At 60.3% G+C, this 21,002-nt stretch carries 15 protein-coding genes and 1 pseudogene; 8 read left to right on the top strand and 8 right to left on the bottom strand.

What is annotated here, in order from left to right:
• Positions 1 to 18 precede the first annotated feature (18 nt).
• Entirely contained in the window at positions 19 to 1,575 is a 1,557-nt protein-coding gene (locus QCE58_RS19530) for a phospholipase D family protein (protein ID WP_250522267.1), read from the top strand.
• A 6-nt stretch (positions 1,576 to 1,581) separates the two neighbouring features.
• On the opposite strand, the gene QCE58_RS19525 is transcribed toward QCE58_RS19530, so the two are convergent.
• The 4 genes from QCE58_RS19525 to QCE58_RS19510 form a co-directional block, all read right to left on the bottom strand.
• The gene (locus QCE58_RS19525) at positions 1,582 to 2,559 is read right to left on the bottom strand and encodes an aldo/keto reductase (RefSeq protein WP_250457208.1); all 978 of its coding nucleotides are present in this window, start codon (positions 2,557 to 2,559) and stop codon (positions 1,582 to 1,584) included.
• Positions 2,560 to 2,674: 115 nt separating this feature from the next.
• On the bottom strand, positions 2,675 to 3,571 hold the full coding sequence (locus QCE58_RS19520; protein ID WP_008347810.1) for a transglutaminase family protein: 897 nt from the start codon (positions 3,569 to 3,571) through the stop codon (positions 2,675 to 2,677).
• Entirely contained in the window at positions 3,568 to 6,192 is a 2,625-nt protein-coding gene (locus QCE58_RS19515; RefSeq protein WP_250522266.1) for a circularly permuted type 2 ATP-grasp protein, read from the bottom strand. Before QCE58_RS19515 ends, QCE58_RS19520 begins: the two co-directional genes overlap by 4 nt.
• A gap of 37 nt (positions 6,193 to 6,229) precedes the next feature.
• Entirely contained in the window at positions 6,230 to 9,664 is a 3,435-nt protein-coding gene (locus QCE58_RS19510; protein WP_250522265.1) for a transglutaminase family protein, read from the bottom strand.
• A gap of 165 nt (positions 9,665 to 9,829) precedes the next feature.
• Here QCE58_RS19510 and QCE58_RS19505 point away from each other — a divergent pair, with 165 nt between their 5' ends.
• Positions 9,830 to 10,900: a putative zinc-binding metallopeptidase gene (locus tag QCE58_RS19505; protein ID WP_250440889.1), complete on the top strand. Its 1,071-nt coding sequence runs from the start codon at positions 9,830 to 9,832 to the stop codon at positions 10,898 to 10,900.
• Between the two features lie 10 nt (positions 10,901 to 10,910).
• Here QCE58_RS19505 and QCE58_RS19500 read toward each other — a convergent pair whose 3' ends face one another.
• Together QCE58_RS19500 and QCE58_RS19495 are read right to left on the bottom strand one after the other, a co-directional pair.
• Positions 10,911 to 11,906, bottom strand: a complete 996-nt coding sequence (locus tag QCE58_RS19500) for an alpha-E domain-containing protein (RefSeq protein WP_250436408.1) — start codon at positions 11,904 to 11,906, stop codon at positions 10,911 to 10,913.
• A 60-nt stretch (positions 11,907 to 11,966) separates the two neighbouring features.
• Positions 11,967 to 13,439: a circularly permuted type 2 ATP-grasp protein gene (locus tag QCE58_RS19495; RefSeq protein WP_008347805.1), complete on the bottom strand. Its 1,473-nt coding sequence runs from the start codon at positions 13,437 to 13,439 to the stop codon at positions 11,967 to 11,969.
• A 430-nt stretch (positions 13,440 to 13,869) separates the two neighbouring features.
• Between QCE58_RS19495 and QCE58_RS19490 the strand changes: the two genes are divergently transcribed.
• The 6 genes and pseudogenes from QCE58_RS19490 to QCE58_RS19465 all read left to right on the top strand — a co-directional run bounded on the left by QCE58_RS19490 (position 13,870) and on the right by QCE58_RS19465 (position 19,824).
• Positions 13,870 to 14,580, top strand: coding sequence for a YceH family protein (locus QCE58_RS19490; protein ID WP_250522264.1), 711 nt, complete (start codon positions 13,870 to 13,872; stop codon positions 14,578 to 14,580).
• A gap of 3 nt (positions 14,581 to 14,583) precedes the next feature.
• A pseudogene (gene mnmD / locus QCE58_RS19485) lies at positions 14,584 to 15,312 on the top strand (tRNA (5-methylaminomethyl-2-thiouridine)(34)-methyltransferase MnmD); the annotation flags it as partial.
• 270 nt (positions 15,313 to 15,582) lie between these two features.
• Positions 15,583 to 15,783: a DUF3311 domain-containing protein gene (locus QCE58_RS19480; protein WP_309780095.1), complete on the top strand. Its 201-nt coding sequence runs from the start codon at positions 15,583 to 15,585 to the stop codon at positions 15,781 to 15,783.
• Positions 15,780 to 17,261: a monocarboxylate uptake permease MctP gene (gene mctP, locus QCE58_RS19475; RefSeq protein WP_008347801.1), complete on the top strand. Its 1,482-nt coding sequence runs from the start codon at positions 15,780 to 15,782 to the stop codon at positions 17,259 to 17,261. The genes QCE58_RS19480 and mctP overlap by 4 nt, the downstream gene beginning before the upstream one ends.
• A gap of 128 nt (positions 17,262 to 17,389) precedes the next feature.
• Positions 17,390 to 18,325 (top strand): LLM class oxidoreductase, encoded by a 936-nt coding sequence (locus QCE58_RS19470; protein ID WP_250522263.1) that lies wholly within the window; start codon positions 17,390 to 17,392, stop codon positions 18,323 to 18,325.
• A 26-nt stretch (positions 18,326 to 18,351) separates the two neighbouring features.
• Positions 18,352 to 19,824, top strand: a complete 1,473-nt coding sequence (locus tag QCE58_RS19465) for an amidase (RefSeq protein WP_250522262.1) — start codon at positions 18,352 to 18,354, stop codon at positions 19,822 to 19,824.
• A gap of 14 nt (positions 19,825 to 19,838) precedes the next feature.
• Here QCE58_RS19465 and QCE58_RS19460 read toward each other — a convergent pair whose 3' ends face one another.
• Positions 19,839 to 20,240, bottom strand: a complete 402-nt coding sequence (locus tag QCE58_RS19460; protein ID WP_008347797.1) for an H-NS family nucleoid-associated regulatory protein — start codon at positions 20,238 to 20,240, stop codon at positions 19,839 to 19,841.
• A gap of 296 nt (positions 20,241 to 20,536) precedes the next feature.
• On the bottom strand, positions 20,537 to 20,977 hold the full coding sequence (locus tag QCE58_RS19455) for a DUF3331 domain-containing protein (RefSeq protein ID WP_008347795.1): 441 nt from the start codon (positions 20,975 to 20,977) through the stop codon (positions 20,537 to 20,539).
• Positions 20,978 to 21,002 lie beyond the last annotated feature (25 nt).

The following is a 21,002-nucleotide window of genomic DNA, read 5'->3' as shown; positions in this document are numbered from 1 at the left end:
CGTAATTGAGGTCACGCAATGAAACTTCGCACTTGGATCGCCCTTGCATTGACACTGTTGATGAGCGCATGCGCGAGCCTTCCGCCGCAGACGGGACGCGTGCAAACGCATGCACTGGCCGACACCGCGAACACGCGCCTCGGCACGACCTTCGCAGCGAGCGAAGCGGCGCATTCCGGCGACAATGCGTTTCATTTGCTAGCGAACGGCATGGACGCGCTCATCGCGCGCGTGATTCTGAGTGAAGCCGCGGAGCGCACGCTCGACCTCCAGTACTACATCTGGCACGACGATCTGACTGGCCGCGAAATGGCCGCATCGATCATGCGCGCCGCCGATCGCGGCGTGCGCGTGCGCCTCCTGCTCGACGACCTCGGCACCAATGCGGACGATCAGTTCCTGCTCGCGCTCGCTTCGCATCCGAACGTGCAGGTGCGGCTTTTCAATCCCGTATCGAATCGCACGTTCAAGAAGCTAGGCTCCGCGATCGAGTTCTTTCGCGTGAATCGGCGGATGCATAACAAGGCGCTCATCGCCGATAACCAGGCCGCGATTCTCGGCGGACGCAATATCGGCGACGAATATTTCGGCGCGTCGAGCACGGTCGCGTTCGGCGATCTCGATGTGCTCGTGCATGGCCCCGTCGTGCGCGACGTATCGAGCGCATTCGACCTGTACTGGAACTCGGATGCAGCCTATCCGATCGATAACCTGATGCGACGTCACGCCGACCCCGGCGCGCTCGCCGGTTATCGCCAGAAGCTCGACACGTATTTGTTGTCGGAACAGAGTTCGCCCTATGTCGCGCAAGTTCGCGAGCGTTACACCAAAGTTATCGAGGCGCACGACACGGCTTTTTCGTGGGGCAAGGCCACGCTTCTGTATGACGATCCCGCAAAGATCACGCGCGCGCCCGGCGACAGCGAAGGCCATCTGATGTCGCAATTCAAGGCGTTGGATTTCGAACCCGCGCGGGAAATGCTGATCGTGTCGCCATACTTCGTCCCGCGCAAGGAAGGCGTGCGATGGCTGCAATCGATGACATCGCGTGGCGTGCGTGTCACCGTGCTCACGAATTCTCTCGCCGCCACCGATGTCGCCGCGGTGCATGCGGGCTATCAGCGCTATCGAAAGGATATGCTCGAAGCCGGCGTGAGGCTATATGAGCTGAAGCCCGTTGCATCGAGCGACGCCGACAAGACCGCGAAGAAAACGACATTCGGATCGTCGAAGGCGTCGCTCCATGCGAAGACATATGTGTTTGATCGCAAGCGCATCTTCATCGGCTCGATGAATCTCGATCCGCGTTCCGTTGAGTTGAACACGGAAATCGGCGTCTATTGCGATAGCGCGGATGCGGCCGAGTATGTGACTGACGGCATCGGCACGAACATCGATCGCATTGCGTGGCGCGTCGAATTGCACGATGACGGCAACGGCGGCAAACGCATGGTGTGGATCGACACCGACGCAAACGGCAACACGACCGAACTCGATAGCGAGCCGGACGTGTCCGCGCTCAAACGCGCAGGGATCTGGATGCTCGGGATCTTGCCGATCGAATCGCAGTTATGATTCGCGTCATTTGAAACCGGACACGGCATGCGGCACATACGGTGCTTCGAGTTGCGCGATCTCGTCCGCCGTGAGATTCAGCGATAAGGCCGCGACCGCATCGCTCACATGTCCCGGTTTCGATGCACCGATGATCGGCGCGCTCACTGGCGCCTTCTGCGCAACCCACGCGAGCGCCACTTGCGCACGCGGCACGCCGCGCGCCTTCGCGACTGCAGCCACGGCTTCGACGACCGCGCGATCGGCATCGTCGGTGCGATACAGCGTGCTGCCGAAGGTATCCGATTCCTGACGCGCGCTCGTCGCGTCCCATTCGCGCGTGAGACGGCCGCGCGCAAGCGGACTCCAGGGCAACACGCCGATGCCCTGATCCCTGCAAAGCGGCATCATCTCGCGCTCTTCCTCGCGATACAGCAGATTCAAATGATTCTGCATCGTTTTGAACTCGGTCCATCCGTTCGCGCGAGAGGTATAGAGCGCTTTGCTGAACTGCCACGCATACATCGACGATGCGCCGATATAACGCGCCTTGCCCGCCTTCACGACATCATGTAGTGCTTCGAGCGTTTCCTCAATCGGCGTCGTGTAATCCCATCGATGAATCTGATAGAGATCGACGTAATCGGTCCCGAGCCGCTTCAGGCTGTTATCGATTTCGTTGAAGATCGCCTTGCGCGAGAGCCCCGCGCCATTCGCACCGGGGCGCATGCGGTTGAATACCTTCGTCGCGATGACGATGTCGTCGCGCTTCGTGAAATCGCGCAGCGCACGTCCGACGATTTCCTCCGACGTGCCGTCCGAGTAAGTATTGGCCGTGTCGAAGAAATTGATGCCCGCGTCCAATGCTTCCTTGATGAGCGGACGGCTCTTTTCCTCATCGAGCGTCCAGGGATGCGTGCCACGATCGGGCGCGCCGTAGGTCATGCAACCAAGACAGAGCCGCGACACCTCGAGACCGGTCGAGCCCAGTTTCACGTATTCCATCGTGCGAATCTCCTTGCAAAGCGAAAGGCATGCGCTAAAGCCTGCGCATGGCGACGAAAGCCCTAAACATTAACGCAGTATGGGATCGCGTGCTTTCTTTGCATGGACATGCACCTTATAACGCCAGCACATTCACCGCCACATCCACATGGTGCGCGCCTCCGCCGAGAATCATCCCGCGCAGCAACGACACATCGCTGTAATCGCGCCCCGTCGCGAGCGTCACATGGTCGAGGTCCGCGAGCACATCATTGGTCGGATCGAGGTCGATCCATCCGCTTTGCGGACAATGCACCGACACCCACGCATGCGAAGCATCGGCGCCGATCAACCTCGGGTGCCCCGGCGGCGGATCGTTGCGCAGATAGCCGCTCACATAACGAGCAGGCAATCCAAGCGCACGCAGGCAGCCGATCATCACTTGCGAGAAGTCCTGACACACGCCATGACGCAATTCGAACGCACGCGATGCGGGCGTATCGAACGCAGTCGCAGACGGTTTGTAGTCGAAGTCCGCATGAATGCGATGCATCAGATCGATGGCGCCCGCGACGAGCGGCGTGCCCTTATCGAAGCTCGCTTGCGCATACGCGCGCAATGCATGATCGAGCGAGATATTGGGCGACGCATAACAGAATTCGCTTTCCGGATAGAACGAACCACTCGCGCTGTAGCGCAAGCGATCCGCGACATCTTCCCAAGGCGGCGTCGCTTCGGCATCGAGCGCATCCCAGCGCGGCGTAAGCCGGACCGTGGTTTCGCTCGTCATCGAAAGCCGTTCGTGCGGCGCATCGAGCGAGAAGTACAACACGTCATTGCCGAATGCATCGACGCGGCTATGCACATAAGACGGTACCGGATCGATGCGCTCGGTATGCGAGATAACCTGCTGCCAGGGACAATGCAGCGGACGGATCGTCGCCAGGTGCTGCGCGATTTCGACGGGCGTCGAGTATCGATAGGTGGTCCGATGCGTGACCGCGAGCACGGTATCGTTCAGGCCAAGGCTCATGACGACACCTGTGCGGCAAGCGTATTCGCGTGACTGAAGTAGCGCGCGCTGACTTCGTTCGATGCCGCGCTGACCGACGCAACGAGCCGGTCGCATACCGCGATCAGCGCATCGTGACGGCCGTCGGCCCGCGTTTCGCAAAGCGCGGTGAGATCGGGCAACGCATCGGCGTGAACGAGAAGATCAGCGAAACGTGTCGCTTGTGCGCGGCGTGCGCCACCGGCTGCGGCAGCGATCTCATCGAGCTTCGTACGCAAGCGCGAGTACACCCCATAGAGTCCGCGCGGATTGGTTTGATCGACGACGATGAGATCGATCAACGCCGGCACTTCGAGTCTTCCCGGATAAAGCGAGCGATACGTGAGCGTGCTGTCGAAGAGTTGCAAGAGAAGATCGAAGCCCGCGGGCGACGCGAGCGTGCCCCGCTCGGCGACGACATGCAGGATCGTAGCCATCGTCGATACGCGTTCGATATGTCTTCCGATGAAGAGCAGCCGCCATGCTTCATCACGCGTCATGCGATCGCCTTGCGCGCCGCTGATTGCGGACAATTGCGTCGCAAGATGTTCGAGCGCGCCTGCAAGCATCACGCGATCGTAATCGCGGCCGATGCGAACCGTGCCTTCATCTGCCTTATCGCTCGGCGAGAGACGCGCGAGCGCATCACGAAAGTCGTTGCGCGATGCGAGGATCGTGCGCCAGTGGTCCGTCGAAAGCCGGTCGCGAATTTCGCCACATGCGCGCGCCTGATCCGCGAGATTGTCGCCGATGCTCGTCGCTTTGCTCGATTCCGGCAAGCCCGCGACGAGCACACGTTCGAACGCTTGCGGCGTGCTGCGCGCGAGCGTTTCGCCCGATGGGATGAGTCCGCATTGCGATGCGAGTTCAGTGAGCGTCGGAAAGAGCTCTTCAGCATCGTTGCCATCGAGCATGCCGAGCAGAAGGCGGCACAAGCGCACGTTGTTTTCCGCGCGCTCGCCATAACGACCCGCCCAGAAAAGATTCTCCGCGGCTCGGCTCGACACGATGCGATGCTTGCGCAGCTCGCCCGGCTTCATCGGCGTCGGTTGCAACGACACGGCGCTGCTGGGCTGGCTCGACATCACCCATGTATCGACGCTGCTGCCGCCGAACTGCATCGACACGGTCGCGCGCTTGTCGGCCGCGAGCCGCGTGAAGCCGCCTGGCATCACGCTCCAGCTTCCGTCGATGTTGGCGATCGCATAGGCGCGCAGCACGCATGGACGCGAGCCGAGCGCGCCATCATGAAAGCGCGGCGCCGTGGAGAACGGCAGATTCTCCTGCACCGTGAAGACATCCGGCGCGCGTTCGATGCGTTCGCGCCATGCCGAAAGCGCCTGCACGCCCGCATCGATGCCCGGTGCGTGATCGGCCTGCGCGCCAGGCCATGTCGGCGCGATGAGCGCGTGATCAAGGCGCTCGAATACTTCGGACCGCGCGGCTTCTTCGCCGCACCACCATGTCGGCACCGTCGGCAATTCCAGAGTTTCATCCAGCAAGGCTTGCGCAATGCCCGGCAAAAACGCGTTGAGCGCGGGGGATTCCGTGAAGCCCGCGCCCGGCACGTTCGACACCATCACATTGCCCGCACGCATGACCTGCAGCAAGCCGGGCACGCCGATGGTGGAGTCCGCGCGCAATTCGACGGGATCGCAGAATGCATCGTCAAGACGCCGTATCACTGCGTGCACGCGCGACAGGCCGGCAAGCGTCTTCAGATAGAGCTTGTCGTGCCGCACCGTGAGGTCCTTGCCTTCGACGAGCGTCACGCCCAGATATCGCGCGAGAAACACATGCTCGAAGTAAGTCTCGCTGAATGGGCCGGGACTCAGCAACGCGATATGCGGCGCATCGTTCGATGCATCGCTGCGGCCGTCGTCGTCATCGTGCATCGTCGCGCGAGCCGCTTGCGCGATCGTCGCGATGAGTTGCGAATAGGTCGCCGCGAGACGGCTCACATGCATCGCGCGAAAGGGATCGGCGAAGAGGCTCGAGACGATCAATCTGTTTTCGAGCGCATAACCCAAACCGGAAGGCACTTCGGTGCGATGCGCGATGACCGTCCACGAGCCGGATGGCGCGCGCGCGAGATCGACAGCGACGATCTGCAGAAAGCGGCCGCACGGCGGCATGAAACCCTTCACCGCGCGCAAGTAGCCGGGATGCCCGAAGACGAGCGCGCCCGGCAGCAGGCCGCGATGCAGCAATGTCTGCGGACCATAGACATCCGCGACGATCGCTTCCATCAAGCGCGCGCGTTGCGCAACGCCGCGCTCGATCAGCGCCCACTCTTCTTCATCGATGATGAGCGGCAGGAGATCGAGCGACCACGCACGCGGCTTGCCGTTATCGGCATACACGTTGTACGTGATGTCGTTGTCGCGCACCTGCTGCGCGACGGCGGCGACGCCATCGTCGAGCCGCTCGACGCCCTGCTCGCCGAGCAATTCGAAAAACTGACGCCAGGGCTCACGCAACTGGCCTGCCGCGTCGCGCAATTCGTCCCAATGCCCTTCGCGCGCGGGCAGCGTGCGCAGCAGCGCGAGCGCATCGATGCGGGCCGAGGCGATGTCGAAAGGCAAGGTCGATTGATAGGCCAATGTCGTCTCTGTTCTTTATTCGAATGATGATTGCACTTCAACGATAGCGCAGGTCGAGCGTGAACGGGAATTCGAGGCTGCGTTCGCGGGCTTCGACATGCATCGCACCGGGCGTGTGTCCTGTCGCGAAGAAGCGTGCGCGCCTGCGGCTTTCGGCTTCATAGGCGTTGACCGGGAAGGTTTGATAGTTGCGTCCGCCCGGATGCGCGACGTGGTACTGACATCCGCCGATCGCGCGTCCGGTCCATGTATCGACGATATCGAAGGTAAGCGGCGCATGTACGTCGATGGTCGGATGCAGGGATGCGGCTTGCGACCACGCGCGAAAGCGCACGCCGGCCACGTATTCGCTTACGCGCCCTGTAGGTTGCAGCGGCAGCGTCTCGCCATTGACAGTTACGACATGCCGATTGCCATTCAGGCCGATCACGCGCACTTCGAGACGTTCGACGGATGAATCGACGAAACGCACCGTGCCGCCGATCGCGCCCTCTTCGCCCATGACGTGCCACGGTTCGAGTGCATTGCGGATCGTGAGCGCGATGCCGTTCGTATCGTATGCGCCGACGAGTGGGAAGCGGAACTCGAAATGCGGCGCGAACCAGCTTCGCTCGAATGCGAAGCCCGCTTCGCGCAACTCGCTGAGCACGTCGTCGAAATCCATTTGCACGAAAGTGCCGAGCATGAACCGGTCATGCAGTTCGGTGCCCCAACGCGTGAGTCGCGCGGTATAGGGCGCGTTCCAAAATCGTGCAACGAGCGCGCGCAACAACAGTTGTTGCACGAGACTCATGCGCGCGTGCGGCGGCATTTCGAAGCCGCGCAGTTCGAGCAGGCCGAGCCGGCCAGTGGGTCCGTCGGGCGAATACAGCTTGTCGATGCAAAACTCCGCGCGGTGCGTGTTGCCCGTTACGTCGATCAGGATGTTGCGCAAAATGCGGTCGATAAGCCACGGCGGCACAGTGGCATTTCCGCGTCCGCCGAGCATATCGAGTTGTCTTTGCAGTTCGGCGAACGCGATCTCGAGTTCATAGACCTGATCGTTGCGTGCTTCGTCGACGCGCGGCGCCTGACTCGTCGGACCGATAAAAAGCCCTGAAAACAGCATCGACAGCGATGGATGGTTATGCCAGTACGCGATCAGGCTCGCAAGCAGATCGGGGCGACGAAGGAATGGACTGTCGGCGGGTGTCGCACCGCCAAGCACGAAGTGATTGCCGCCGCCGGTGCCGGTGTGCCGGCCATCGAGCATGAATTTCTCGGGGCTTAAATACGACTCGTGCGCCGCGTTGTACAAGAACTCCGTGTGTTCGACAAGATCGTTCCAGTTCGCAGCCGGATGAATGTTCACCTCGATCACGCCCGGATCCGGCGTCACCTGGAGCATCTTGAGACGCGCATCGCGCGGCGGCGGATAGCCTTCGACAATGACCGGAATCTTCAGATCGGAAGCCGTGGCTTCGATGGCCGCAAGCAGATCGAGATAGTCGTCGAGTTCGGTGAGCGGCGGCATGAAGACATGCATCAGCTTGTTGCCGTTGCCGAGCTTTTCGAGGGCGTCGGCTTCCGCTTTCGGACCGGCCGCGCGCGCGGGGTCACGCGCTTCCACGCACACAGCGGTCCGCGCGATCCAGCCAGCCGACTCGCCGCGTTGCGGGACGCGCTCCCGCGACGGACCCGTTGCCATTGCATGCCGCGTTCCGACTGCATCGGCATTTTGCATGCGCGATTCATTATCCAAATCCGCATATTGCATGCGTAATTCAGTCGCGGTGCGCAATGGCGTCGACGGCGCGAACGGATCGTGCGCGTGCTGCCACGGATAATCGCCTTCCGAAACCCACGGCAGCGAGTCGAGCGGCAAGCGGTAGCCCATCGGCGAATCGCCCGGAATCAGGTACATGCGCTCGTCGCGGAAGAACCACGGACCGCTGGTCCAGCGGCCCGGCTGCATCGTGGGGGCGTCTTCCCGCGAAATCGGCAGCGCGTAGCCCGTAATCGACGGAAGTCCTGCATCGAACACGCGCCGCAGCCGGGCGCGCTCGAGTTCGTCGTCCAGACGCGAGTCGAAAGGATCGACGTTCACCGGCAAGCGGCGTTCGCGCCACAGGTAGTACCACGTATCCTCGTAGGCGGGTTGAATGTATTTTGAATCCAAAGACAACTTGCCAGAGAGATGACGAATGAAGCGCGCGGCGTCATCCGATGTGTAAGACGCGGGCTGCCGCTCGTCCGCAAAAAGCGACGGATCGTGCCAGCACGGTTCGCCATCCGCGCGCCAGAAAAGCGACAGCGCCCAGCGCGGCAATTGCTCGCCCGGATACCACTTGCCCTGTCCGATGTGCAGGAAGCCGCCCGCGCCGTACTGCGCGCGCAGCTTGTCCATCAGCGAAACGGCGTAGGCGCGCTTCGTCGGGCCCAGCGCATCGGTGTTCCATTCCGGTTCATCGCGATCGCGAACCGAAACATAAGTCGGCTCGCCACCCATGGTGAGACGCACATCGGATGCATTCAATCGCGCATCCACCTGCTCGCCCATACGCAGCACCGCGTTCCAGTCTTCCTCGCTATAAGGCTTCGTCACGCGCGGCGTTTCGAGCACGCGCTCGATCGACATCGCATGAACGAATTCGACTTCGCATTTGTCAATCGCGCCAGAGACCGGTGCCGCACTGTCCGGCTCCGGCGTGCACGCGACCGGAATATGTCCTTCGCCGGCGAGCAGGCCGGAAGTAGGATCGAAGCCTATCCAGCCCGCTCCAGGCAGGAACACTTCGCACCACGCATGCAGGTCGGTGAAGTCCACTTCGGTGCCGCTCGGGCCATCGAGCGATTTGGTATCCGGTGCGAGCTGCAACAGATAGCCCGACACGAAACGCGCCGCCAGCCCGAGATGACGCAGCGTTTCCACGAGCAGCCAGCCGGAATCCCGGCACGAACCCGCCGCGCTTTCAAGCGTTTCCTCGGGCGTCTGCACGCCCGGCTCCATGCGGATCAGATAGCGAATCTCGTGGGATAGCCTTTGATTCAATTCGACGAGAAAATCGATCGTCGCGCGCGGGGAGCGATCGATACTTTCGACAAATGCGGCAAAGCGCGGAGTCGGCTCACGCTTGACCATGTAAGGCGCGAGATCATGCAGCAATTCTGGCGCATAGCTGAATGGAAACTTTTCGGCGGCCGGTTCGAGAAAAAAGTCGAACGGGTTATAGACGGCCATTTCCGCAACGAGATCGACCGTTACCTTGAATTCGCGCGTTTTCTCGGGGAAAACCAGTCGCGCCTGATAGTTCGCGAACGCGTCCTGCTGCCAGTTGATGAAATGATCCTCTGGCTCGACACGCATCGAATACGACACGATCGGCGTCCGGCAATGGGGCGCAGGCCGCAAGCGCACGACTTGCGGCGAAAGACCGACGAGCCGGTCATAGCGATAGTGCGTGACATGGTTCAACGCGACACGAATGGACACACCGGACTCCTTTGCTCAATTGACGCCGCGCACACAAGCCGCGCTGCAACGCGTTTTTCTGCTTGTCATGGAAAAAACGTTCTGACTACGGCACGATGTTTGCGACTGCTTCGCCGATAGCGCGCACACTGAACCTCGCGCAATAACACTTCCGCCGACCACACGATGAAGACCTTTCACTGCAATCGCTGCAACCAGCTCGTGTTCTTCGAGAACACGCATTGCGAAAACTGCGGCGCGCGGCTCGGCTATGTGCCCGAGATCAGTCAGATCAGCGCCTTCGAAGAAAACGGGGACGGTCGCTGGCGCAGCCTGCATCCGCTCGCCAAAGATCTCCTCTATCGGCCGTGCCATAACTACGTGGTCGAAAATGTCTGCAACTGGGTCGTTCCTGCGCCCGACGTCGATCCGGCCGACCCGCTGTGCTGCTCGTGCCAATTGACGAGCACCATTCCCAACCTCTCGAATCCGGAAAACCGCGTCTACTGGTATCGCATCGAAGCCGCGAAGCGCCGCCTGCTGTACACGTTTTCCGAGTTGGGCCTGCCCGTGAAGTCGCGTCAGGAAGATCCCGAGCGCGGCCTCGAATTCCAGTTTCTCGAAGCGGATGCGCAAGGCCATGGCGTAATGACGGGCCATAACAACGGCATCATCACGCTCAACATCGCTGAAGCTGACGATGCTCATCGCGAGAAAACGCGCTCTGCGCTTCACGAGCCGTATCGCACCTTGCTCGGTCATTTCCGTCATGAATCCGGGCACTACTTCTTTGATCGCCTGATCGCGGACACCGCTCGCATCGCACCGTTTCGCACTGCATTCGGCGACGAACAAGCCGACTACGCCGCCGCACTCGACCGCCATTACCAGGAAGGTCCGCCCGCTCAATGGGAAGACAACTTCATCAGTGCCTACGCCACGATGCATCCGTGGGAAGACTGGGCGGAGACCTGGGCGCATTATCTGCATATCGTCGACACGCTCGATACCGCCGTATCGTGCGGCCTCGTGCTTGTGCCCGATAGTCCGCACGAGCCGACGCTTACCGATCAGACGCCCGTCGACGAAACCACGTTTGATAACCTCATGAAACGCTGGTTTCCACTCACTTATGTCCTGAATAGCCTGAATCGCAGCCTCGGCATGCCCGACGGCTATCCGTTCACGCTCGCGCCGCCTGTCATCGACAAGCTCCGCTTCGTGCATCGTGTCGTCGCGGCGGCGGCCAAGCGCTGAACGCACGCGCTCAGCCTTTGCTTTGCGACTGCGACTGCGTTTGCGATTGCATCGGCGGTTCCGGCGCGATCGGCAACAGAAAGTCGCGGCTCACACGGCCTGCGAGATCGTTCACGCGCGCGAGGAAATCCACGAGATAAGCGTGCAATCCGCCTTTCAGGATGTCGACGATGCGCCCGTTCTTCAGTTCCGAACTCAATTGCGCGGCGAGCCTCGCCGCTTCCGTATCCCGCCCTTTCGTCACGTGGCCAATCAACTGCTCCACTTCTGCGATGCTCGCTGCAAGGGAACGCGGCCAGTCGCCATAAAGAATCAGCAGCCCCGCCACGCGTTCGGGCGTAATGACATCGCGATAAACGCGGCGATACACCTCGAAACCCGATACCGAACCGAGCACCGCCACCCAATGGTGGTAATCGAACGGCTGTGCGGAAGTATCCGCGCGCTGTTCCATCATTTCAAACTTGACGTCGAGAATGCGCGCTGTATTGTCCGCCCGTTCGATGAAAGTGCCGAGACGCATGAAATAGAACGCATCGTCCTTTACGAGCGTGCCGAGCTGCACGCCGCGCGAAAGATGCGAGCGGAACTTCACCCATTCGAAGAACGTATAGGGTTCGCGCTCGAGAATGCCGTCGGCAAGCATGCGCTGACAGTCGAGCCACGTCGTGTTGAGCGATTCCCATAACTCGCTGTTGGTCGAACTGCGCACGGCCCGCGCATTTTCGCGTGCAGCACGCAAACAACTGACGATGGACGAAGGATTCGACAGATCGCGCGCCATGAAGTCGATCACGTCGCGGCTTTTCATGCCGTGATGCGCGGCTGAATAAATTCCGCTCAATTCCGATATCGACAACATCGCGCGCCATCCCAGTTCCGCATACTCATCGGACTGCGGCAAAAGCGAGAGCTGATAGTTCGCATCGAGCATCCGGGCGGTGTTTTCGGCGCGTTCGGTATAGCGCGCCATCCAGAAGAGATGATCCGCGGTACGGCTCAGCATGGGTGATCCCGGTTGTTTGTCGTTGTCTTTGGTGACGCAGCGCTTTATTTATGACTGACCTCAGCGCTCGAGTACCCACGTATCTTTTGTGCCACCGCCTTGCGATGAATTCACGACGAGCGAACCTTCCCGCAATGCAACCCGCGTCAGGCCTCCCGGCACCATTCGCACTTCAGTGCCCGATAGCACGAACGGACGCAGATCGATGTGACGCGGCGCGATTCCTGTCTCCACATATGTCGGACAGGTGGAAAGTGCGAGCGTCGGCTGCGCGATGTACTTCTCCGGATGCGCTTCGAGCACAGCACGAAACTCTGCAATCTGCGCCGCGGTCGAAGCCGGGCCGACCAGCATGCCGTAACCGCCCGCGCCATGCGTCTCCTTTACGACGAGTTCGGGAAGATGGTCGAGCACATACTTCAGATCATCCGGCTTGCGGCACATCCACGTCGGCACATTGTTGAGAATCGGCTCTTCGCCGAGATAAAAGCGCACCATGTCCGGCACATACGGATAGATCGATTTATCGTCCGCGATGCCCGTCCCCACCGCGTTGCATAACGAGACGTTACCCGCGCGGTATGCACCGATCAAACCGGGCACGCCGAGCGCGGAATCCGGCCGGAACACGAGCGGGTCGAGAAAGTCATCGTCGATGCGGCGATAGATCACGTCGACGCGCTGCGGCCCTTGTGTCGTACGCATATACAGATAATCGTTCTCGACAAAGAGATCCTGCCCTTCGACGAGTTCGACACCCATCTGCTGCGCCAGAAACGCGTGCTCGAAATAAGCCGAGTTATACATCCCCGGTGTCATCACGACGATGGTCGGATTTTCGACTGCCGCGGGCGCGGCCGCGCGCAAGGTATCGAGCAGCAAGTCCGGATAGTGCGCCACCGGCGCCACGCGATTGCGCGCGAATAGATCGGGAAATAGCCGCATCATCATCTTGCGGTTTTCGAGCATGTACGAAACGCCCGATGGCACGCGCAAGTTATCTTCGAGCACATAAAACTCACCCTGCCCGGCTCGCACGATATCGATGCCCGCGATGTGCGCGTAAATATCGCGCGCAACATCGACGCCACGCATCTCGGGACGATATTGAGCGTTGCCGAGTATCTGCGCCTCGGGAATGATGCCCGCGCGAATGATGTCCTGCTGATGATAGATATCGTGGATGAAGCGGTTGAGCGCGTTCACGCGCTGCCGCAGGCCGCGCTCCAACGCGCGCCATTCATCGGCGGGGAAGATGCGCGGAATGACATCGAATGGAATCGTGCGCTCCGGAATGATGCCGGGCAGATCGCTCGTTCCGTAGACCGCGAAGGTTATGCCGACACGCCTGAAGTTGAGATCCGCTTCGGCGCGTTTGAGATCGATCTGCTGCTCGCTTTGAGCGGAAAGCCAGGCCATGAAATCGCGGTAATGCGTGCGTGGATCACCCACGCCGCGAAATGCCACCGCCGGCAACCCGCGCGCCTCCAGATCGCTGCGCTCGAACATCTCGTTGAAGAATGCTTGCGTCATAGCCGGTCTTCCAAATGAAGTGCATGCCGGGGCGTCGATTCCCCTTCGCTCGTATTTCTGGTTGCACTCGCAAACGCTTGAAGAGCCCGAAAGACGCGACGCACCCGACCGCATGGTACGTCGATAGGCGACCTCGAAGCGCGATGCTCACTTATCCGTCACACCATTGCTGTGTGAAGCATCGATTGCGCGGGCAGCCCAGTGCCGATGCAGAAAAAGCAACTTCGATGCCAATGATTAAAGCGGTTCGCCTCCTTATATAAAGCACGCTACGAATACGCCGTCGCGATCTTTTGCACCAAAACAGCGCATCGCTGCCGGACAATGCACGTGCGCTGGATGAACTTCATGCTGCATCGAGGTGCGTGAATGACAGAAGCTTCCTGCGGCGCCGGTATGATAGGCGTCTTACTGCACGTCAATCACGCTTATGAACACGCCCTCTGAAGCCACACCCCGTCCCCCCGCACTGCGCGAACTCACGCCGCTTGAAGCCCGCGTGCTCGGCGTGCTCGTCGAGAAACAGCATACCGTGCCTGACACCTATCCTCTTTCGTTGAATTCCCTAACCGCGGGATGCAATCAGAAGACCGCACGCGCCCCGGTGATGAGCGTAAGCGAGGACGAAGTGCTGACGACGATCGATGGCCTTAAACGCCTGAGTCTCGTCATCGAAGGCAGCAGCAGCCGTGTGCCGCGCTTCGAACATAACGTGAACCGCGTGCTCGGCGTGCCGAGTCAGTCAGTTGCGCTACTTGCCACGCTATTCCTGCGGGGCCCGCAAACCGCGGCGGAGTTGCGCGCGAACAGTGCGCGGCTGCATTCGTTCGCGGATATATCATCGGTCGAGAGCTTTCTGGATGAACTCGCCGCGAATGATCCGCCGCGTGTTGTGAAGCTGCCGCGCACACCGGGCGAGCGCGAAAGCCGCTGGATGCATCTGCTTTGCGGCGAAGTAAGCTTGAGCGATATGCCTTCGCGCGAAACTCAAGGCGGCGAATCTTATTCCCTTTCCGAATTCGAAGCGTTGAAGTCCGAGCAAAAGCGCCTTGCTCATGAAGTCACGCAATTGCGCGCAATGGTTCAGCAAATGGCAGGCGAACTGGGCATCACGCTCGATCAATCGTCGCCCGATGCCTGAACGATGGAAGCGCCGCTGATTCCGGCATCGCTCGTGTTCCGTGACGGAACCCCGTATTCGCCGCGTCACGACGACATCTATCACAGCGCGGCGGGCGCGCTGGCTCAGGCGCGCCATGTCTTTCTCGATGGCAATGACTTGCCCGCGCGCTGGCGCGGCAAGCATCGCTTCACGGTGCTCGAGACCGGCTTTGGCATGGGCATCAATTTCCTTGCGACGTGGGCCGCGTGGCTCGGCGATGCACATCGGCCGCCGACGCTCGAATACGTATCGATAGAAAAGCATCCATTCCGCGCAGACGATCTACGCGCGGCGCACGCGGCGATCATCGACGATGCCGCTATCGCGCCACTGGCCGACGCGCTCATTCGCGCATGGCCTCTGCTCGAAGGCGGCGTGCATCGGCGAACGTTCGTTGCCGGCGCGGTCAGGTTGACGCTTGGCTATGGCGACGCCGCCGACTTCTTGCCACGCCTGGCCGATCATGGCGTTGCAGCGGACGCCATCTATCTCGACGGCTTTGCGCCAGCCAAGAATCCGGACATGTGGACGCCCGCCATATTCGCTTCGCTGGCGCGCATGGCAAAAGACGACGCAACCTTCGCCACGTTCACCAGCGCGGGCATTGTCAAACGCGCACTCATCGAAAGCGGATTCGAATATCGCAAGCTTGCAGGCTTCGGCGGCAAGCGCGCGATGCTCGCCGGCATGCGAGCGAGTTCTCCGCGCGTCATAACTTCGTAAGCATGTATCGCGCGTTTTTGAAGGCATGAAATGACCAAAGCTATCGGCGATTCGTCGAATTCGGCAGACGCGGAAAGCCTTGCGTAAGCATCGATTGGCACAAGCCCTTTCCATCTCTTAGGCGTCCGGCAATAAAAGCGAATTAGTTGGATAATGCGCAGCCGTTCGCGGCGCGGCGCTCACTCGCATCGGCAGAACATTCGCGGAGGCCGCGCGCCGGCAAGTTCTTATCAGCGCCGATTCACGAGGAGAATAGCTTTGGAATCCGATAACGATGCGCCCCGTGGCCCATGGCTTTGGGTTGCGCTTTTGATACCCTACGTCGCACTGCTTTGGCTGCCGTTCTATAACGACACACGGCCTTCCTTCGCGGGCTTTCCGTTTTTCTATTGGTATCAGTTCTTGTGGGTGCCGCTCACTTCGCTCCTGCTTTACATCGTGCACAGGGGCCTGAAATGAACGATCTCACGCCAGTCGATCCGGTCGCGATGACCATCTTCATCGCGTTCTTCGTGCTCGTGACCGTCGTCGGCTTCTTCGCCGCGCGCTGGAAGCGAGGCGATCTCACACAGCTTCACGAATGGGGCCTCGGCGGCCGCCAGTTCGGCGTATTGATTTCATGGTTTCTCGTCGGCGGCGATTTCTATACGGCCTATACCGTGATTGCCGTGCCGGCACTTGTGTATTCGGTCGGCGCGTATGGCTTCTTTGCACTGCCCTATACGATCATCGTCTATCCGTTCGTGTTTGCGGTGATGCCCAAGCTGTGGAAGATCGCCCATGCGAAAAATCACATCACGGGCGCAGATTACGTGCAGGGCGAATACGGCGGCAAATGGTTTCCTGCTGCGGTGGCGATCACGGGCATCGTCGCAACGATGCCCTATATCGCGCTTCAGCTCGTCGGCATGCAAGTTGTCATCAAGGGCCTCGGCGTGACGGGCGAACTGCCGCTCATCATCGCATTCGTGATTCTTGCGCTTTATACCTATACGAGCGGCCTGCGCGCCCCCGCGATGATCGCCTTCGTGAAGGACATCATGATCTATATCGTCGTGATCGCGGCGGTATGGCTGATTCCTTTGAAGCTGGGCGGTTACGCGCATGTATTCGATTCGGCCGATCAATACTTCAAGGCGAAAGGTGGCCCGACGGGCATCATTCTCAAGCCGGGACAATTCACGGCTTATGCATCGCTCGCGCTCGGCTCCGCGCTCGCCGCATTCATGTATCCACATACGATGACGGCGGTGCTCTCGTCTTCATCCGCGATGACGGTGCGCAAGAACGCCATCTTCCTGCCAGCCTATACGCTGCTTCTGGGCTTGATCGCGCTGCTGGGCTATATGGCGATCGCGGCGGGCGTGCATGTGAAGTCGGCATCGGATGTCGTGCCGGCGTTGTTCGGCACGCTGTTTCCCTCGTGGTTCGTGGGCTTCGCGGCTGCGGCTATCGCGATCAGCGCACTCGTGCCGGCGGCGATCATGTCGATCGGCGCAGCGAATCTGTTCACCCGTAACTTGTGGCGTCCACTCGTATCGCCTGACATGTCATCCACGGCTGAAGCATCGACGGCGAAGCTCGTATCGCTCGTCGTGAAATTCGGCGCGTTGCTATTCATCGTGTTCCTGCCGACACAGTATGCGATCGACCTGCAGTTGCTCGGCGGCGTATGGATTCTGCAGATATTCCCGGCCATCGTGTTCACGCTCTATACGCGCCGATTGACCACGCCCGGCCTATTTCTGGGTTGGCTGTTCGGTATCGTGCTGGGCACCGGTCTCGCGATCTCGCAAGGCCTCAAGCCGGTTTATGTCGTCCATCTCGGTGATGCTTCGTGGCCGGTCTATATCGGCCTGATTGCACTCGTCGTGAATGTCATCGTCACGTATGTCGTATCGATCGTCACTCGGCGCAGCCTAGTGCCCGCTGCTTAAAGACTCGCGCTTCAACGATGCCTGGTGCTTTATCGCGCCGGGCATCGTTTATCAAGGCAGTGATACCATCAGCGTCGGACCCTTTCCTCGACGCAACGCGTGTCATGAACGCTAGCGAAAACACTCCAATGTCGTCTTCGATCGCGAACTCGGTTTTCGCGCAAGACAAGCTCTCTATCGGCATCACGCTGCCGATCACGCGCGATAACGAGAGCGTCGTCGACTACAGCGAACAGCTATCGCTGGCGCGGCTGGCCGACCGGCTCGGCTTTCGTGCGCTCTGGGTCCGCGACGTGCCGCTCAATAGTATCGAGTATCCCGATCCGGTCGGACATCTCGACCCTTGGGTGCTGCTCGGCGCGCTGGCATCGAACACGGAACGCATTGCGCTCATCAGCGGCGCAATCGTGCTGACGCTCAGACATCCCCTTCATGTCGCCAAAGGCGCAATCTCCGTCGACGCCCTGTCTCGGCAACGCTTCATACTGGGCGTCGGTTCAGGCGATCGTCCACCGGAATACGCCGCGTTCGGCCGCGATCCGGATACACGGCGCGATCTGTACAGGCAACATTGGGAAACGCTCGCCGCTGCCGTCACCGTGCCCTCTCGCGTGATCCCCGATCATGCACCTGGAGGCGCGCCCGACTTCTATCTTTTGCCTCGCCATAGCACTTCCATTCCAATGCTCGCCGTCGGTTCGGGCGGTCAGAGCGTCGACTGGATTGCGCGTCATTCGCTTGGCTGGATGACTTATCATCGCGAGCCGCAAGCTCAGCGCGGGCGATATAGCATGTGGCGTGCTGCGGTCGATCGCGCGACGTCCGGCGCTTTTCGTGCATTCGGCGTCGCAATGCGGCTCGATCTCAGCGAAGATGCGAACGAACCCGCTGTCGACATATCGCTCGGCTATCGCACGGGACGTCGCGCGCTCGTTACGCTCTTGCGCGAGATGCGCGAGAACGGAACGCATCATGTGACGCTCAACATCACATCGGAACGACGAGCCGCGCGCGATATCATCGAAGAAGTCGCCGCACATGTTCTTCCCGAGTTTCATTGCTGAATCCGTCTGCCATTCACGACATAGCCATGACCGCACTCGACGCAAAGTCCGTCTCAACGCCCGATAAGGATATTGTTTCGCTCGAAGCTATCGCGCTGACTCGAGCAATTCATGCGCGCGACGTCTCGTGCGTCGAAGTGATGAACGCCTATCTAGCGCAAATCGATCGCTTCAATCCTGTCGTGAATGCGATCGTTGCGATGCAAGATCGCGATGCACTACGCTCTCTCGCCGCCGAGCGCGATGCACAGCTATCGCGCGGAGAGAGCCTTGGACCTCTGCATGGCTTTCCACAAGCGCCCAAAGATATCCTTCCCGTCGCGGGAATGGTCACGACGAAAGGCTCTCCTCTCTATGCAGGCGAACTTTCGAAGATGGATGCCGTCATCTTCGAGCGCATGCGCAACGCGGGCGCGATATTCATTGGCCGCACTAATTCGCCGGAATTCGGCTTGGGCGGACATACCTATAACCCGGTGTACGGGACCACGCGCAACGCCTTCGACCAATCGCGTTCGGGGGGCGGAAGCAGCGGCGGCGCGGCGGTTTCCGTCGCGTTGCACATGCTGCCCTTCGCGGACGGCACCGACATGATGGGCTCACTGCGCACGCCCGCTGCATTCAATAACGTCTTCGGCTTTCGCACGACGCCAGGATGCGTGCCGTATGCGCCAAGCGACGACGTCTTCTTCCAGCAATTCAGCGTCGCCGGGCCGATCGCGCGAACCATTCCCGATCTGGGACTATTGTTGTCGGTACAGGCCGGCTTCGACGTCCGCGCGCCTCTTTCACGCAGAAACGACAAGCCCGCCGACTTCGCGAACGCGCTCGAGCGCGATGTGCGCGGCACGCGTATTGGCTGGCTCGGCGACCTGAACGGACATCTGCCGATGGAAGCGGGGTTGATGGAGACGTATTTATCGGCGCTGCGTCACTTCGAAACGGCGGGCTGCATCGTGGAGGCTGCCGATATCGACTTTGATCTCGACTGTCTATGGAAAGCCTGGATCGATTTGCGCAGCCTTACCTTCTCCGGCACCAATGCGCCGCTTTATCGCGACGCCGCCAAGAGAAAGTTGCTCAAACCGGAAGCGGTATGGGAGATTGAACGAGGTCTGAAGTTATCGGGAGAAGATGCGTCCCGTGCAATTCGCGATCGGACGGCCTGGTATCAGGCAATCAATGCGCTATTCGATCGTTTCGACTATCTCGTGTTGCCTTCGGCGCAGGTCTTTCCGTTTGATGCGGACTTGGACTGGCCGCATCTTATCGACGGCCGCGAGATGGATACCTATCATCGTTGGATGGAGACCGTCGTTCCGGCGACGATGGCATCGCTGCCCGCGCTAAGCGCGCCAGCCGGATTGGGTGCCGGCGGCTTGCCGGCCGGATTGCAAATCATTGGACCGACGCAAGGCGAACTTGGCGTATTGCAGATCGGGCTTGCTTATGATCGGGCAAGCGGTTTTTCCCGCGTGCGCAGTCCCTTGCTCGCCTAAGCCTTCCCTTACCTTTAGGCAGCGGCGTTCCGTGCACTCTTTCTTTTGCGCGCGCCGTTCTTGCTGGCAGCACCATTGATCAGATACACGCTGCGGTCAGGCGCATCCTTGATCCAGGCGGGCGGACGAGCATGTCCGCTCCAGGTGGCGCCCGATTCCGGGTCGCGATATTTCGGCGGCAACTTGGACTTGGTCGCTCCTTTTCTGGAAATGGCCGATTGACCAGAACCCGCAGGACGGCCGCGTGTTTTTCGCGTGCCTGAACCGGCCTTGGCGAGATCGGCAATGGTCAAGCCGAACTCGTCCATCATTGCCCGAATTTTGGCGATGACCTCGATCGACTTTCTTTCCCGCAATACATCCGCGCGACGCTGCAATTTCTGAATCTGGCTTTCCAACTGTGCCAATGTGGCCATAACTCCTCCCATAGATTTCTGCAAGCGGCGAATGGAATGAGCAATGTAATGCGTCCGCGCGACGCACGATTGCCATCCTTTGCAGATCTTATATGGATAACGCCCAAGCCAAGCGCTCTTGCAAGAAAAACGCAGATGTCGTTAGCGCGCTCGCAGATACACCTGAACTTGAACGAGCTTGGTCATCGTCCGCTCATCAGACGATACGCGATAACGCATCCCTTTGGATCATCAAGGCAGTTCGCGCATGGCCACAGACGCGTGCTTCGCGCACGCGTCTCGCGGACGAAAGCCGATCACTCGGAAACGAGGCTCGCTTCCTGTTCAGCCGGAGTGAGCGCAAGCGCCAGAATCATTGCGCCGCTATTGAGCGGGACCGAACTGCCGACACGCCTCGGCCTATAAACAGGCTGTCCGCGCCTGATCGCCTGACCGCTCAAGGCGCACGTTCCGCGCTTGCGGGCAGTGCAAAGGGCCCAAACCTGCTCCGAGTAATTGAACGACGTGGGATCGTGCCAGGATAGCGAGAGCGTCGATTCGCTCAAGCGCTCCAGCACGCGAATATTGACGCAATGCCCGTCGGTGGATCCGATGCATGCGGTCTTGCCTTGGACATTCCGTACGAGCGGTCGTGTCATCAGTGAGAGCTTCTCGTTCGCTTCCGAAGGGCGGTTCGGAAGGCTGTCGAGCATTGCCAGGGTACGGCTCCAGGGATCCATCAACGATGGATGCTTCATGTTCCGCTCCTGCTGGCGACAACGC

The organism is Caballeronia sp. LZ028, from assembly GCF_031451415.1.
GTDB classification, from domain to species: domain Bacteria; phylum Pseudomonadota; class Gammaproteobacteria; order Burkholderiales; family Burkholderiaceae; genus Caballeronia; species Caballeronia zhejiangensis.
This window is presented reverse-complemented; position numbering and strand designations above follow the sequence as displayed.

Coding starts and splice junctions, on each gene's coding strand:
- QCE58_RS19530 (WP_250522267.1), top strand. CDS start 19: ATGAAACTTCGCACTTGGATCGCCCTTGCATTGACACTGTTGATGAGC.
- QCE58_RS19525 (WP_250457208.1), bottom strand. CDS start 2,559: ATGGAATACGTGAAACTGGGCTCGACCGGTCTCGAGGTGTCGCGGCTC.
- QCE58_RS19520 (WP_008347810.1), bottom strand. CDS start 3,571: ATGAGCCTTGGCCTGAACGATACCGTGCTCGCGGTCACGCATCGGACC.
- QCE58_RS19505 (WP_250440889.1), top strand. CDS start 9,830: ATGAAGACCTTTCACTGCAATCGCTGCAACCAGCTCGTGTTCTTCGAG.
- QCE58_RS19500 (WP_250436408.1), bottom strand. CDS start 11,906: ATGCTGAGCCGTACCGCGGATCATCTCTTCTGGATGGCGCGCTATACC.
- QCE58_RS19495 (WP_008347805.1), bottom strand. CDS start 13,439: ATGACGCAAGCATTCTTCAACGAGATGTTCGAGCGCAGCGATCTGGAG.
- QCE58_RS19490 (WP_250522264.1), top strand. CDS start 13,870: ATGAACACGCCCTCTGAAGCCACACCCCGTCCCCCCGCACTGCGCGAA.
- mctP (WP_008347801.1), top strand. CDS start 15,780: ATGAACGATCTCACGCCAGTCGATCCGGTCGCGATGACCATCTTCATC.
- QCE58_RS19470 (WP_250522263.1), top strand. CDS start 17,390: ATGTCGTCTTCGATCGCGAACTCGGTTTTCGCGCAAGACAAGCTCTCT.
- QCE58_RS19465 (WP_250522262.1), top strand. CDS start 18,352: ATGACCGCACTCGACGCAAAGTCCGTCTCAACGCCCGATAAGGATATT.
- QCE58_RS19460 (WP_008347797.1), bottom strand. CDS start 20,240: ATGGCCACATTGGCACAGTTGGAAAGCCAGATTCAGAAATTGCAGCGT.
- QCE58_RS19455 (WP_008347795.1), bottom strand. CDS start 20,977: ATGAAGCATCCATCGTTGATGGATCCCTGGAGCCGTACCCTGGCAATG.